General features: G+C 44.8%; 14 protein-coding genes. 5 read left to right on the forward strand and 9 right to left on the reverse strand.

What is annotated here, in order from left to right; all coding sequences use genetic code 11:
- Positions 1 to 135 precede the first annotated feature (135 nt).
- The 4 genes from BCU07_RS13000 (at position 136) to BCU07_RS13015 (ending at position 4388) form a co-directional block, all read left to right on the forward strand.
- Positions 136 to 1767: an NAD(P)/FAD-dependent oxidoreductase gene (locus tag BCU07_RS13000; RefSeq protein ID WP_048606003.1), complete on the forward strand. Its 1632-nt coding sequence runs from the start codon at positions 136 to 138 to the stop codon at positions 1765 to 1767.
- Positions 1768 to 1963: 196 nt separating this feature from the next.
- Positions 1964 to 3160 (forward strand): DEAD/DEAH box helicase, encoded by a 1197-nt coding sequence (locus BCU07_RS13005; protein WP_017064352.1) that lies wholly within the window; start codon positions 1964 to 1966, stop codon positions 3158 to 3160.
- Between the two features lie 132 nt (positions 3161 to 3292).
- Positions 3293 to 3694 (forward strand): PPC domain-containing DNA-binding protein, encoded by a 402-nt coding sequence (locus BCU07_RS13010; RefSeq protein WP_102427998.1) that lies wholly within the window; start codon positions 3293 to 3295, stop codon positions 3692 to 3694.
- Between the two features lie 70 nt (positions 3695 to 3764).
- Positions 3765 to 4388: a PolC-type DNA polymerase III gene (locus BCU07_RS13015; protein ID WP_102427997.1), complete on the forward strand. Its 624-nt coding sequence runs from the start codon at positions 3765 to 3767 to the stop codon at positions 4386 to 4388.
- Positions 4389 to 4453: 65 nt separating this feature from the next.
- Here the strand turns inward: BCU07_RS13015 and BCU07_RS13020 are convergent, their stop codons facing one another.
- The gene (locus BCU07_RS13020) at positions 4454 to 5290 is read right to left on the reverse strand and encodes a DUF6279 family lipoprotein (protein ID WP_102320724.1); all 837 of its coding nucleotides are present in this window, start codon (positions 5288 to 5290) and stop codon (positions 4454 to 4456) included.
- Between the two features lie 303 nt (positions 5291 to 5593).
- Here BCU07_RS13020 and BCU07_RS13025 point away from each other — a divergent pair, with 303 nt between their 5' ends.
- Positions 5594 to 5767, forward strand: a complete 174-nt coding sequence (locus BCU07_RS13025) for a hypothetical protein (protein WP_017064349.1) — start codon at positions 5594 to 5596, stop codon at positions 5765 to 5767.
- A gap of 140 nt (positions 5768 to 5907) precedes the next feature.
- Here BCU07_RS13025 and dbpA read toward each other — a convergent pair whose 3' ends face one another.
- From dbpA to BCU07_RS13065, 8 genes are all read right to left on the reverse strand, one after another.
- Positions 5908 to 7287, reverse strand: a complete 1380-nt coding sequence (dbpA, locus tag BCU07_RS13030; RefSeq protein ID WP_017064348.1) for an ATP-dependent RNA helicase DbpA — start codon at positions 7285 to 7287, stop codon at positions 5908 to 5910.
- Between the two features lie 148 nt (positions 7288 to 7435).
- Complete coding sequence (locus BCU07_RS13035; RefSeq protein WP_017064347.1) at positions 7436 to 8344, reverse strand: aldo/keto reductase; 909 nt, start codon at positions 8342 to 8344, stop codon at positions 7436 to 7438.
- A gap of 217 nt (positions 8345 to 8561) precedes the next feature.
- Positions 8562 to 9149, reverse strand: coding sequence for a hypothetical protein (locus BCU07_RS13040; RefSeq protein WP_017071598.1), 588 nt, complete (start codon positions 9147 to 9149; stop codon positions 8562 to 8564).
- A 211-nt stretch (positions 9150 to 9360) separates the two neighbouring features.
- On the reverse strand, positions 9361 to 10305 hold the full coding sequence (locus BCU07_RS13045; RefSeq protein ID WP_017059474.1) for a PstS family phosphate ABC transporter substrate-binding protein: 945 nt from the start codon (positions 10303 to 10305) through the stop codon (positions 9361 to 9363).
- Positions 10305 to 10943, reverse strand: a complete 639-nt coding sequence (locus BCU07_RS13050; protein ID WP_017059473.1) for an OmpA family protein — start codon at positions 10941 to 10943, stop codon at positions 10305 to 10307. Before BCU07_RS13050 ends, BCU07_RS13045 begins: the two co-directional genes overlap by 1 nt.
- Positions 10943 to 12256 (reverse strand): TolC family outer membrane protein, encoded by a 1314-nt coding sequence (locus BCU07_RS13055; protein ID WP_017059472.1) that lies wholly within the window; start codon positions 12254 to 12256, stop codon positions 10943 to 10945. Before BCU07_RS13055 ends, BCU07_RS13050 begins: the two co-directional genes overlap by 1 nt.
- 34 nt (positions 12257 to 12290) lie before the next feature.
- On the reverse strand, positions 12291 to 13616 hold the full coding sequence (locus BCU07_RS13060) for an HlyD family type I secretion periplasmic adaptor subunit (protein WP_017059471.1): 1326 nt from the start codon (positions 13614 to 13616) through the stop codon (positions 12291 to 12293).
- Positions 13609 to 15768, reverse strand: a complete 2160-nt coding sequence (locus BCU07_RS13065; protein WP_102427996.1) for a type I secretion system permease/ATPase — start codon at positions 15766 to 15768, stop codon at positions 13609 to 13611. The genes BCU07_RS13060 and BCU07_RS13065 overlap by 8 nt, the downstream gene beginning before the upstream one ends.
- Positions 15769 to 15778 lie beyond the last annotated feature (10 nt).

The raw sequence follows: 15778 nt of genomic DNA on the forward strand, positions 1-15778 counted from the left end.
GTATGACAGATAAATCAATTTCTCGTAAAATGCGCGCCATTGTGAGCTTATCGCTTCTTTCAACATCAGCGTTTTCATCAAACTCTGTATAAAGAAACGAACTAGCTAAGACACCTATAAAAACGAGACATCGAAATGATACGTTTAACCGAAATTAAACTCCCACTAGACCATGAAGAGTCTGCTATTCAAGACGCTATTGAAGCGAAACTTGGTATTAACTCTGATCAGGTACTCTCTTTTAATATCTTTAAACGTGGCTACGATGCTCGTAAGAAATCAAAGATCTTACTTATCTACACGCTTGACGTTCTCGTTGAAAACGAAGCTGAGTTGTTAGAACAATTCATTAGCGACCCGCACGTAAAAGTGACTCCTGATATGGAGTACAAGTTTGTTGCTAAAGCGGTTGAGAACCAAACTGAGCGCCCTGTGGTTATCGGTTTTGGCCCATGTGGTCTATTCGCTGGCCTAGTGCTTGCTCAAATGGGTTTCAACCCAATCATCGTTGAGCGTGGTAAAGAAGTTCGTGAGCGTACGAAAGATACCTTTGGTTTCTGGCGTAAGCGTACGCTGAACACAGAATCAAACGTACAGTTTGGTGAAGGCGGCGCAGGTACTTTCTCTGACGGTAAGCTGTACAGCCAAGTTAAAGATCCAAAGCACTACGGCCGTAAAGTAATTGAAGAGTTCGTTGCTGCGGGTGCACCAGAAGAAATTCTATACGTAAGTAAGCCGCACATCGGTACCTTTAAACTGGTTACCATGATCGAAAAGATGCGCGCTTCTATCATTGAACTTGGTGGCGAAATCCGTTTCAGCACTCGTGTTGACGACGTTCATATGGAAGATGGTCAAATCACTGGCCTAACGCTTTCTAACGGTGAAGAGATCAAATCTCGTCACGTGGTATTGGCTGTTGGCCACAGTGCTCGTGACACGTTTGAAATGCTGTACGATCGTGGCGTTTACATGGAAGCGAAGCCTTTCTCTGTTGGTTTCCGTATCGAACACAAGCAATCGATGATCGATGAAGCTCGTTTCGGTAAGAACGCAGGCAACCCAATCCTAGGTGCTGCGGACTACAAACTCGTTCACCACTGTAAGAATGGCCGCACTGTATACAGCTTCTGTATGTGCCCAGGTGGTACTGTGGTTGCTGCAACGTCTGAAGAAGGCCGCGTAGTAACGAACGGCATGAGCCAATACTCTCGTGCAGAACGTAACGCAAACAGCGCGATCGTTGTAGGTATCGACCCAGAGCGTGATTACCCAGGTGACGCACTGGCTGGTATCCGTTTACAACGTGAACTAGAAAGCGGCGCTTATGTTCTTGGTGGTGAAAACTACGATGCACCAGCTCAAAAAATCGGTGACTTCTTGAAAGGTCGCGATCCAAGTGCAATCGGTGAAGTACAACCGTCATTCACGCCGGGTATCCACCTGACTGATATTTCAAAAGCGCTGCCTGATTTTGCTATCGAAGCGATTCGTGAAGCAATCCCAGCGTTCGAGAAGAAGATCAAAGGTTTCTCTACGCCAGACGGCCTACTTACCGGTGTTGAGACACGTACGTCTTCTCCTGTATGCATCAAACGTGGCAAAGACTTCCAAAGCATCAACCTTAAGGGCTTCTTCCCGGCTGGTGAAGGTGCAGGCTACGCAGGCGGTATCCTGTCTGCTGGTATCGACGGCATTAAGGCCGCAGAAGCGCTAGCACTATCAATGGTAGAGCAGAACCAAGCTGAGAAGATTGAGATCGCTTAAGCGCTTTCGATAAAGCAAAGCTAGATCGCGATCAACCAAAACTAAAAATCCAGTGCCTTGTCGACACTGGATTTTTTTATGTGCATGTGACTAGCGGTGAGCAAGCAACATGGTAGAATGCCGCCATTAATCTTATCCTTGTATAAGATTGTTAAACCTTTCCATCGCTATTTAGCCAAATCATACCGAGAAACTTATGCCATTTTCCAAGCTTGGATTAAGCTCACCTATTGTTAAAGCCGTTGCAAAACAAGGCTATGAAAAGCCAACCTCTATTCAAGAAAAAGCAATTCCGATTGTTCTTTCTGGTAAGAACCTTATTGCTGCAGCACAAACAGGTACAGGTAAAACTGCGAGCTTTGTTCTCCCTATCTTAGAAATGCTAAGCAAAGGTGAAACGCAGCGTAAAAAACGTATCCGCGCAGTTATCCTGACACCAACGCGTGAGCTGGCAGTTCAGGTTGAACAGAACATCACTAAGTACGCGAAGTTCCTAAACCTAACATCACTAGCGATGTACGGTGGCGTGTCTTACCAACACCAGAAAGATCGTCTTATTGAAGGCGTGGATATTCTTGTGGCAACACCAGGTCGTTTGATCGACATGTACGGACAACGTGCCGTTCACTTTGATGAAGTGGAAGTACTGGTTCTAGATGAAGCTGACCGCATGCTAGACATGGGGTTCATTGAAGACATCAACAAGATCATCGCGCGTCTACCACAAGACATCCAAAACCTGCTGTTCTCGGCAACGCTTTCAACGCCAGTGCGTGCACTAGCGAAAAGTGCAATCAGTGAAGCGGAAGAGATTTCGATTGCCAAGACTGATGCGTCTAAAGCGAACATTGAGCAATGGTTGGTAACGGTAGATAAAGACCGTAAGTCAGCACTATTGAGCCACATGATTACCGAAGGTAACTGGGACCAAGCGCTTATCTTTATCGAAACCAAGCACGGCGCGGCTAAGTTGGTTGCTCAACTTGAGAAACGTGGTATTCAAGCGGAAGCTTTCCACAGTGGACGTAGCCAAGCGATTCGTGAAAAAATCTTGGCTGACTTTAAGAAAGGTCGCCTAAAATACTTAGTCGCGACGGGTGTTGCTGCTCGTGGTATCGATATCGACAACCTAAGCCGCGTAGTGAACTACGACATGCCATTCCCAGCAGATGATTATGTTCACCGTATTGGTCGTACAGGCCGTGCTGATGCATCTGGCGAAGCGATCTCTTTCCTATCAAAAGATAACTTCAAAAACCTGTGCATTATTGAAAAGCGTCTTGGTCACTTGATTGAACGTCGCGTTGTTGAAGGTTTCGAACCACGCAAAGAAGTGCCAATCTCAGTATTGAACTTCGTTCCTAAGAAGAAAAGAGAACAGCAACAAGACTAAGTAATTTCAGCGACAGAAAATGCAAAGTTGCATTAACCAAAAGAAAAGTCGCATTAGCCAAAATGAAAATAAAACGAAGCCCTATGCGGCTTCGTTTTGTTCTTTGATACACAGATAAAACAGAGGTATGAGATGATCACTCCTATCGCAACGAGATTAACCCGCGGCCAAGACCTAAAGCTAGAGATCCAGAGGCTAGTGACAGCGCACAATATCTCCGCGGGCTCTATTGCGTCTTGTGTCGGATGTGTTTCTCAACTCAATATTCGCTTAGCTAATGCCAACAACACCAAGCTAGTTCAAGCTCCGTTCGAAATAGTCTCGGTGATGGCAACGCTAACCCCAAACCACCAGCATATTCATATCTCCGTTGCTGATGAGAATGGCAATGTAATTGGTGGGCATTTGCTTGAAGGGACGATTATCGCGACCACGGCTGAATTGATTGTTCACCGCTACGATACCTTGACCTTCAACAGAGAGCATGACGATTCGACGGGTTACACTGAACTTACTATCAGCAATAGCCAATAACTGATTGACCCATAGCAACACCAAACGCCCCATGTAAAGCGATACTACCAAACAGCAATTAGGAAACACGATGGCTCCAAACTCCGCAGATTCCGTTATCGTTCTCGATTTCGAGACCACAGGCTTATCACCAAATATGGGCGACCGAGCGATTGAGATCGGTGCGGTTAAACTCGTTAACGGCGAAGTCGTCGACACCTTCCAGCAGCTCATGAACCCGGGATTTCGTGTGAGTGGATTCATTGAAGGTTATACCGGAATCAGTAACCGTATGTTAAGCACAGCGGCCAGTTGTAGTGAAGTGATGGATGAGTTTGCAGACTTCATTCAAGACAGCCAACTTGTCGCTCACAATGCCTCATTTGATAAGCGCTTTCTTGATGCGGAATTAGATAATATTGGTCGCGATTACAATGGACAGTTCGCTTGCTCAATGTTGATAGCTCGTCGTCTAATCCAAGACGCACCAACTCATAAGCTAGGCGACCTTGTGCGTTTCAAAAATATCGACAACGACGGTACTTTCCACAGAGCGTTAGCCGATTCAGAAATGACAGCACGGTTGTGGTTATTGATGATTGATGAATTGCAAAGTGATCACGGCATTCAACAGCCAAGCTTTCAACTGATGCAGAAAATATCGAAGACAGCCAAAAGTTCGATTCCAAAACTACTGATGAGCAACAGGGGTTAGGTTCCGAAATTCAGTTTGATGAAAGTCTAGCTCGATAATGACCGCTAGCCTTTAAAAAGAACGCTCTACTCTTGCAATGACTCCAACGTTCCTTTGAGGCTTTCTAACTCATTCATAAAATACGCCCACTGCTTGTTACTGCTGGTCGCGGCCATATCTACTAAAAACTTGGCTGATGTTTCCATATTTTGGTTAAGCTGCGGCTCAAGTTCAGCAGGATAATAAGCTTCATTGTTTAAAAGCAACTTCATAATAATTGGCTGAGCAATATGTAGGTCGCTCTTCTTTGCCATCAGCGTCGTTAGCTCTTCATAGATGTTGTTTTGATATTGTCGCCAACTGCTATTGGTATTTACCCACTCTTTAGACCAAGCCAAAATAATCTGTTTTTGTTCTTTCGATACTGAACCTAACCACCGTTCTGCACGCTCTTCTATTCTGTTTCGGTATCGCTCTCTCGAATCGTCATCGTTCAACGACAACCTTTCTTCATAATAGTCTTGCTGCTTTTCACGAAAGTTCTTTAAAAACTCCCTGTCTTGCTTAGGGCTAAGCTGCATACTCAAGGCGTAAATATCTGGAGCGAACTTATTGACGATTGTGCGAATATGCTCTTTCGTTTGTTCACTTTGGCCCACAATAAAAGCGGGATTCATATCCGACCGATCTACGTTTTGAATCGCTTCTAATTGCGAGATGTACAGAGGTAGCTGAGTTTCTTTATGCCATTTCTGTAATATATCTAATCGCTCTTCAAGCTCTGATTCTTGGCTATTTGAGAGGGAAACAAAATCTTCTATATAGCTAACGACAAACCAACCTATATTGTTATAGGCGAACTTGGTCCCGCACCCAGTAAATAGAAAACAGATCACTAAAACTAACCACCGGCACTTTCTCATTCTACCCTCTCACGACATTCAACAAAGCCACAAACCGATTAACTCATCCCTTTAAGGTTAGCCCAGTTTTTATAACGCTAATTCTAGCTCTTATAAAAGTAGTCTTAATAAACAGTGGTCGTAAGAACTTTGAGATAAATTGAGACCCAAACTTGCTAATCTAGCTATTTAGGCAAATGATTAAACTAAAAATAATTAATGGCAGTGATGTGACTTGATTTTATTACTCATTTGACGTGATACGAACCCTATAAATGAGTTGGGTTGACGTATTTAAAATGATTGATATTTGGGAGGGAAGCTATGGCCGCTATTCCTGATCATCCAAGCGATTTAGAATATGAGCTTTGTTATTTTGATGATGGTTCAATAACCACAATCACGATATTGGTTCACAATCGACAGGAAGCGATGACTTGGTATCTTAGCGAAGGAAAACATATCAACGATCTTTATTCGATAAGACCCGATGAATAATGCTTTGGTATAGAGGACTAGGTCGATAAACCTAAGATAAGAAACTTAAGTGGCATTTTGTGGAACACCCTTTACTGCAATGCCATTAATTAGCAATGTCGTTAATTAGACATATCGCAGCAAAGGGATTCAGTCTCGAATTACTTCAGGATTCGGGCGCGGAATTGACGACCCTTCATTTTACCTGATTCGATTTTGTTCAGTGCTTTTTTAGCCACAGATCTTTCTACCGCTACGTAAGCACGCATTGCAAACAGATTGATCTTACCTACTGATTTACCATCAATGCCGCCTTGGCCCGTCAGTGCGCCAAGAATATCACCAGCACGAAGCTTAGCTTTCTTACCGCCATCAATTTGGATGGTAACCATGTTTGAGTAGTACGGCTTAGCAATTGGTTTTGCTGGCAGTTCAGATGGCTCGATTGGCATGTCCATGTACTCATCAATTTGAGCAACACGGTACATCTCTTTTTCACTAAAAAAGCTGATCGCTACGCCTTTGCTTCCTGCACGGCCAGTACGACCAATACGGTGTACGTGAACTTCAGGGTCGCGAGACAATTCAAAGTTGAACACAGCATCTAGGTTATCAACATCAAGACCGCGAGCCGCAACGTCTGTCGCCACTAGAATCGAGATGGTTTTGTTTGAGAACTGAACCAAAGCTTGGTCACGTTCACGCTGTTCCATGTCACCATGAAGTTCGATAACACTGAAACCGCGGTGGCTTAGCTCATCGTTTACGTTCTGCACTTCTTTCTTAGTGTTACAGAACACAACCGCAGACTCCGGTTGGTGATGAAGTAACAGCAACTCTAGAGCGTCATCACGAGCTTCAGAACCTTCTAACTTGTAGAAGTGTTGTTGGATGCTTGAGTGATCGTGTGTTGATTCAACCTTCACCATTTCTGGATTGCGCATAATGCGGTCTGCAACAGATTTGATCTGTTTAGGGAAAGTCGCACTGAATAGCAGAGTTTGGCGTTCTTTTGGCGCCGCTTCAATCACAGCATCCAAAGCGTCTTGGAAACCCATCTCTAGCATGCGATCCGCTTCATCTAACACAAGTGTGTTCAGCTCAGACAGGTCAATGCGGCCTTTCTCTAGGTGATCAAGAATACGACCAGGTGTGCCCACAAGAATGTGTGCGCCATGCTCTAGTGAACCAATCTGTGGGCCCATTGGCATACCGCCACATAGTGTCAGCACTTTAATGTTGTGAATACCACGAGCAAGAGTACGAATCTCTTTTGCTACTTGGTCTGCAAGCTCACGAGTCGGACATAACACTAAAGACTGAACACGGAAACGCTTAACGCGTAGGTTCTGCAGCACGCCTAAACCGAAAGCAGCTGTTTTACCTGAACCCGTTTTACCCTGACCGATAACGTCCTTGCCATTTAGGATAGTAGGAAGACTTAACGCTTGGATCGGCGTCATTTCAGTATAACCAAGAGAATCTAACGTATTTAGAAGCTCTGGTTTAAGGGCGATTGAAGAGAATTTTGAAGTGCTCAATGGAAATATCCAACTGGTGAAAAACAGAGTGCATTATGAGTGTTTTTGAAAATTATTCCACCTTAATCACAGTTTTGGAGAAACATGTTAGGCGAACACAAAAAAGCCAGCTTACTTAGCTGGCTTTGACTTCTATACGAATTGCTTTCTATGGCACACCGTGACCTTTAGATGCCACCCATACGCGATACCACTGTTCGCGCGTCAGCTCGATTTTCAGTGCATCAACGGCCGTCTTCACACGCTCAATCTTACCAGAACCAATAATTGCAATTGGACTAGATGGTAAACGACGAACCCAAGCGTAAATCACTTGATCAATGCTGTCTGCACCGACTTCTTGACGAATCGCCTCTAGCTCATCACGAACGCGAACCGCTTGCGCTGAATCACCACTGAAGATGCTACCACCACCGAGACAAGACCACGCCATCGGGCGAATGCGGTTCATCTGCAGTTGATCTAGCGTGCCATCATGAGCCACTTCGAAGTTCAATGGGTTGATTTCAACTTGGTTGGTCACTAACGGCTTACCGAGTCGAGATTGAAGCAGTTCGAACTGACGCGGTGAAAAGTTAGAAACACCGAAGTGCTTAACTTTACCTACTTTGTGTAGCTCTGCGAACGCTTCTGCTACTTCATCGGCATCCATTAACACGTCAGGGCGGTGAATCAACAATACATCGATATCGTTAACACCTAAGTGCTCTAATGAGTTATTTACTGATTGGTAAATATGCTGCGCGCTGGTGTCATAGTGATTGATCTTACGATCTGGAGTGTGGTCACCACATAGGTTGATATCGCACTTGGTGACGATTTGAATATCATCACGAAGGCTTGGTTCAAGCGCTAACGCCTCACCAAACAACTTTTCACATTGGTAGTTACCGTAAATATCCGCGTGATCAACAGTTGTGATGCCAAGATCAATATGTTGCTTCAGGAAAGTCAGGCGTTGTTGCGGGGTCATGCCCCACTCTGCTGTACGCCAGTATCCTTGCACCAGCTCAGAAAGTTCTGGGCCTTGTGGCGCTATCGTTACTCTTGCAACCATGGGTTGTCTCCTTTATCAATACTGAACGTATCCTAAGCTCGTTTTACCGAAGGCTCAACGTATAACAAATGGCAAAGCTAAACGCTTATTAAAAATGTGAGAGCCGCAGAAAAACGAACACTTAAATGAATTATAACTTGCTGTCTGCCCGCGAGCCGTTCTCCTGAAAGGCTTGTTTAGCCTAATAAATAACGAAACTATCTATAAATTTGAGCAATTAAAAACGATTAAGTTCAACCGTTAAGTTGTCACCATCACTCTGTAACTGAATCCAAGGAGAAGTAGAGCTAGAAGAAGATAAGCTAGGCACATTCCACACACTCAGTTGCTCTGCTGAACCGTGAGGCGCGTTGATGAATTCGACCAGCTGTTTATCCACCTTATCGAAACCAACACCTTCATTTCGAGCTTGTTCGAGTTGAGCTGTAACATCGAATTCATCTTCACCAATACGAATTGAACTGAGAGCAAAGCCATCTTGGCGAAGGTATGCCTGAAGCTTTGTGTAACTTAGGTCCGAATATGGCAGGTTTAAGCGAACCGTTTCGACACTTGAGTCCCCCAACTCCAGTTCAACATACACATCCAGGTCGTAATATTGGGTTAAGTCACTGCACAACAAAGTACCTTCGATCTCACCACAATCCATCAACTCGATATCATTAATATAGTTTTGAGAATTCGGCAGACTTGGGCTGCTGTTAAATACTGTTCTTAGCCACCAGCTTTCGGTTGCTTGCGCTGAAAATGAAATAGCATTGAGGGACAGCATTAGAGGCAAGATTAGAACTTGAAAGATTTTCATCGACTGGGCTTATTTAGCGCTATATGAAGTGTCCATTATACGTGACCAAACGACAAACAACTGCTCGAGTCGCAAATTTTAGGCGAAAAAAAAACGGGCATACATGCCCGCTAGATAATTTCATCACCGAATAACGTAATCCGTCACGTTGAGAACCATTACGAAAGAGAGAATATCACTCTCCCACAACAGTTACAACATAACATACCCATTACTTGTAGCCACCTTCAATAGCAGGCTCTTCAAGCGACAATCTGACTTTGTTACGTTGAATAGCTTCTGGCGGCAAGCTGATGAAGCCGTATTGGTTCAAAACGACTTGATGATCTTGTGACAAGGTAAGCCCAACAAAAAACTCCTCTTGTTCCGTAAAGCCTTTGCGATGCGCTGGAATATTCAAGTACATGTAATAAACCGTAGCTAACGGGTAACGACCAGAGAGGATCGTTTCTTTGTTTAGGTCGTAGTTCACACCTAGGTTATCAACCACGCTCAACCATTTCACATCAGAGATCTGATCTGAGTAAACGGTGTAACCAATGGCGGCATCTTCGTCTTCAATCTTATTAATCAGATCAGGTAAATCCGCTAAGAACTGAGTATGGGCATATTCTCCTTCTGTTCCACATTCGACCCAACTTGAAAAGGTAGTATGGCCTTTCAGGTTGTGATCAATGGCAAAGGGCAACATATGAGTATCTAGGCTTTCACCGTTACGAATATCACTACTTGCTGACCATTTTGGATGTTTAGGATCGTTAGAACAACCAAACACATCAATTAATTCAGCGACGGTGATTGATGTCGCAGGGTTATTTTCATTGGCTAGAATCGCAATCACGTCAGCGGTAAACATCAGCTCTGTTGGCCTATAACCGTAACGCATATCAAACCTTGCCATCTCTTTGTCAGTCCACTTTTTGGAAGTGATACCAACACGCGAGCGCTGCATGATCATCTGTTCTGGGACGCTGTCACTCAACAAGATTTCTAAGTCGATCTCTTGGCTCTTAAGCAGATCTTCTACAAGCCCCTGCATATTCGGCTCAATCGCGACCAAACCAATGTCACTGGCATCATTCGCAAATGTCGATACAGAGAACAACGCAGGTACAGCAGCAAGCAGCAAGCCCGATTTATTAGCTAGACATTTCATTACTGGCCTCCTACTGGATCAATCGACGTTTTAGACTCAACATCGCTATTACTATCGAGCTGCATTTCTGAAGTGAAGATGTTCCAAGATGGGTTCACTTCCATGCTTTCTGTTTTAATCACCGCGATCGTTCTACGCTTACGCTTGTGAAGATGCTGAGTCAAGCTGGTTATCTGAGTAAACTCTTGTTCAAAGATTCGCTCACCATTGATGCCTCTATCAATCAATGCGTCTCGAATCACGCCCGTTCTTTTCTTGGCCAATGCTTTGTTATACACGTTTGTACCTTCAGCACTGGTATCTCCGACCAAGGTAACCGAAGCATCAGGCTGCTCTCCTAGTAAACGCACCAACTCATTTAATACAGCGGTATGATCAGGTTTAAGGTCATACTTATCAAAATCAAATGCCACACTTAATACTTCAACGTCTTCGACAATTTTCCAATTGGCACACCCTTTAATGTCTACCGTTACACCTTCTGGCGTATCGGCACATAGATCTCGCTGGTTAATCACACCATCTCGGTCATTATCCGCTAAGTCATCAATTTGGTGGCGTGTCATTGTCGTATCAGGCGTTTCTGCACATCCCATTAGCAAGATAGAGCTAAGTAGCGCTAGTTTAAAATATCTCATTACTTATTCTCCCCTTGCCACTCTTCTGGATGTTCAATCCTCAACGCATACGTCAACATACCCATCGCATTTAACACTCGATAAGCCGCTAACGTTTGATCATATTCAGTGCTGATGAAGTTTCTTCGAGCCAAAAACACTTCTACTTTTGCATCCAGTACATCAAGAAGGCTTCGTCTGCCAACATTGAATTGCTGGATATAGCCAAGCTCTGCAATTTTCGCTGCATCAACATTCTGTTGAAGTAAGGATTTTTGCTGCTCAAGCATTTTGTAAGCGTTCCAAGCCAGTTGTGTACCTTCTCGAACCTCACGCTCTGTTCGTAATCGGATCGCCCTTGCCTCTTCCACTCGCCAAGCTGACGATTCAACCCTGGAGTCGGTAGAGAAGCCATTAAACAGGTCATAATCCATCGTCAACATGATACGTGCATCTTCATCGACACCGCCTGGCGGGTTAGATACGTTGTCATTCTTATTGGCATGAAGCTCAAGTTTTAGTTCTGGGTAGTAATCCCCTTTCTCGCGGCGCATCTCTTTACGAGCCGCGTCGATATCAAGCAAAGAGGCTTTGATTTCAGGGTGATTCTCGACAGCTTGTTCAAGTGCGACCTGTGCTGAGCTTGGTAATAGAGCGTAATCAAACCGGGGGTAAACCAAGTTCACCGCAGGTTTGCCAACCAAGCGTAGATACTGAGTTTGCAAATCAAACAGGTTGTTCTGAGCGGCGATAAGTGAAGACTGCGCGGTCGCGACACGGGCGGAGATTTGAGCCAGATCCGAGTTGCTACTCAAGCCTTTGCTCTTTTTATCTTGGATATCTTGATAGATCTCTTGGTGCTCTTTTACATTACGCTTAGACAATTCAAGTAGCGTCTCTGCTTTTAGGATATCGAGGTAATTTCTCACCACATCTAACGATACGTTTTCAGCTCGCGAAATCAGAGTTAGACGCTCAGCTTCTGCTTCGAACGTCAGTCGATCGACATTCGATGTGGTTTTAAAACCATCAAATAGTAACTGGGATACTTTAACGCCAATTTCCGTTCTCGTTAGGCCTCGATCATCGGTATCAAGTTTGCTACCACTGTTGTAGCGCGTTTCTTCATAACCTGCTGCCGCGTACAAGTTCACTTGCGGCATATACAAACCACTCGCCGCGTCTCCGTCTCTGACCACCGATTGGTATCGGGAGTATTGCGCCAATATCTCTGGGCTATAGTCGATGGCAAAGGCCACGGACTCTTCTAATGAAGCTGCTTGAGACAGCCCACTCATTAGCAAGCAAGAAGAGAGTAAGAATTTTGAATGCATTACACTTCCTTTTATATTTATGCTTTAACCCACTTCATCGTTCACGAAGTGAGTTTTCCTTAGCTCGTAAAATAGGTTTTAACCAATAACTCAATACTGTTTTCTCTCCGGTTAATATATCGACCGCGACTTGCATCCCTGGGATAATGCTAAAGGCAGAGTTTTGTTGCTGGTCTTCGTTTAACTGAATATGGGCACGATAATAGGCGTTTCCGTCTTCCGTTTGTAAGGCGTCGGCACTCACGTAAATCACCTCGCCTTTAAGTCCGCCATAAATGACGAAATCGTAGGCCGTGAATTTCACTGTTGCACCTAACCCGTTATGAACAAACGCAATATCTTGCGGAGAGATTCTCGCTTCAACAATCAGGTCACTGTTTGATGGAATGATCTCAATGATCGGCTCGCCGGGACGAACTACACCACCAATGGTACGCACAAAGATCTCTTTGACTGTGCCATCAACGGGCGCGACAATTTCAGTACGCTTGAGTTGGTCGGCTATCGCCTGTTGGCTTTCATTCAATTGCGCTATTTTGCTGGCAACTTCGTTCAGTTGGCCTTGTACTTTGGTACGAAAATCTAAAGCGATACTTCGATGATCCGCTATCGACTCTGAGTAGGCAGCTATCTGCTTCTGCGCTGCTACTTTTGAGCTAGCAATATCACCTTTGAGTTTGACTACATCACGGTTGAGTTTAAGTAGCTCAACTTCCGCAACAGCACCGCTCGCTACCACGTCTTTCAGCATGTTGCGCTCACGAATCACAATCTCGAGGCTGCTTTCAAGAGTCTGGATATTGTTAAACGTATCGACACGAGCTTGGTCTTGTTGCTCGATACGAAGTGCCGCCTCTTCCAGTTCAGACTTCAACTGTCCTAAACGTTCTCGGTAGTTCGCCTTGGCATTCATTAACGCAGGGTGGCTTGATACATCAACCGCAATATCTTGAGGCACCAAGACCACTCGCTCATACCACTCTTTCGCATCGTTATTTAAAACGACCGTCGACAGCTCAGCCTTTAATCTTAATTGCTGAGCAAGCAAGGTATCCGCTTGTTGAGCCGACTCTAAAAACGCCGCCTTAAAACGTGTGTCTTCTAACTTAGCTAGAGGTTGCCCCTTCACTACAGATTGGCCTTGTCGCACCATGATCTCTTGAACCAGTCCACCTTCTAAGCTCTGAATGGTTTGCACCGAAAGACTTGGAACGACTTTACCTTCACCGATCACGACTTCTTCTAATGTTGCCCACGTAGCCCAACCGATAATTGATACAATGAGTAGAGCACTCAACCAAATCAGCTTTCGAGAGCGGAATGCTAAGTGGTTGTTGGTCCATTGAATATCATTACTCATGACGGCCTCCCTTCACCACTGAAACCGTCTTAAATCGACTCGCCCCTTTGGGTACACTTTTCTTCTGTAGAGAGAGGATATCTTTTGGCTCACCCTCAGCTACGATTTGACCTTTATCCAACACAACCACTCGGTCACACATCATCAAGAATGAAGATTTGTGTGAGCTGATCAGCATTGAAGTTTCTCTTGGCATACTTTGAAGTGCATTGAAGAACTGTATCTCAGCTTGATTATCTAGAGCACTAGTAGGTTCATCCATAATCAATAGTTTTGGACAGCGATACAATGCTCTCGCTATTGCCACAGCTTGTCGTTGGCCTCCTGAAAGCAATCGACCACCCTCGCCGACTGGCGTTTCTAAGCCGTTGCTCAAGCGCCCCATATAACCGTTGAGCCCTGACTGTTGCAGCGCTTGTCTTAGCTTTTCTTCATCAACGTTAGTCGCACCTAATGTGACGTTGTCGTAAACACTACCAAAGATAAGATTAGTGGTTTGCCCTACCCAACCCATGCCACTACGCAGAACGCTGGTTGGCCATAATTGCCCATCGATTTCTTGATAGAAAGCTTGTCCTGTTGTTGGCAAATACTGGCGCGCAACAATCGATAGTAGAGTTGTTTTACCCGCGCCTGCCGCACCGACAAGACCAACTCGCTCACCCGGTTTGATCTCTAGGGAAATCTCCTTTAATGCAGGGCTTTGAGTCTCTGGATAAGTAAACGTCACTTCATCTAACCTAACCCCACCATCAAAGTCTCCTTTGTCGATAACTTGGTGTTTGGACTCTTCCTGAGGTAGCTCCATAATCTGATTCAGCCCTTCAACGGCCGAACGTGTTTGCTGGAACCTCAGCAATAGAAGAGAAAGCTGGTTCACCGAACTTGCAGCGCGCCCACTCAACATCACAACGGCTATCAAACCACCCATACTCAGCAAGCCTTCAGAGATCTGATACACGCCGAAGATGATCAGAGTGATGGTAACGATCTGCTGACTGGACTGAATAGAGTGCGTCACGATATTGGAGTAATGACGAGATTGAGTCTGCCATTGAGAGAGCGACGAAATCGTCTGTTCCCAACGCTTCTGGGTAATACCCTCAGCATTGTTTTGCTTGATATCCGGAAGGATTGTTAAGCAATCAAACAGCTGGGCTTGTCTTTGTGTCGAGAGACGTGCGGTTTCATCGAATGTTTTCTCGACCTTGCCTTTCATCGCGATGCTCAGCACAATCAAAACAAGCATGATCGCGACAGGTATGAACATCATTGCGCCACCGAGCCAGCCGATAAGCAGTAGGAATAACAAAGTGAATGGCAGATCGACTAAAGTGACTAACGAGATAGAAGTGAAGAAATCTTTCACGCTATCGAAGTCTTGAAGCTGTCTGGCAAATGCGCCTACCGATTGAGGTCGATTTTCGAGCTTCATACCAAGGACTTTCGAGAACAGCTGAGAAGACAACTTGTTATCAATATAGCGCCCAGCCATATCAGTCACAGAGCTTCGTGAGCTTCTCAATACCCAATCAAAAATAACAACGATACCAACGCCTGCTGCTAATACCCAAAGCGTGTTAAACGCTTGGTTTGGCACAACACGGTCGTACACATTCATGGTAAATAACGGAACCACTAGCGCAAGCACGTTGATCAAGAACGAAGCGATAAACAGATCGCGATACCAAGGCTTCACTTCTTTGACCACCCGCCACAACCAACGGGTGTTGGATTTACTGTCATTGCGCTCATGTGCCTGAACACGGGCGTCATCAAGCGCTTGAGCACCCACTTGCCAAACAAATGCATCCACTTTAATGACTAAGTCTTTAAGGAGAATTTGTTGGCTTAAGTTGGATTCACAATTCAATACTTGAAAGTCGCCAACGGAGCTTTGGGTTACGACAAGAGGAGACCCTGTCGCGGACTCAACAGCAACAACAGGGAACTGACATTGATTCAATAATTCTTTTTTAACGTGGCTCAGCGTTAACCCCGATTTCTCAATCGCTCTTGGAAAAAGGGATTCATTGAGCCTGCCTTCATTTAAAGGTAGGCCAGACTCTATTTTGGAAGGGTGACTGCGAACATTAAAATGCTCACACAACCACTCAACACAAGCTAGCCAGCTGTCTTTTTGTTCTACCAATCTAAACTTC

The sequence above is a fragment of the Vibrio sp. 10N.261.54.E10 genome (assembly GCF_002877735.2).
GTDB lineage: Bacteria > Pseudomonadota > Gammaproteobacteria > Enterobacterales > Vibrionaceae > Vibrio > Vibrio crassostreae_C.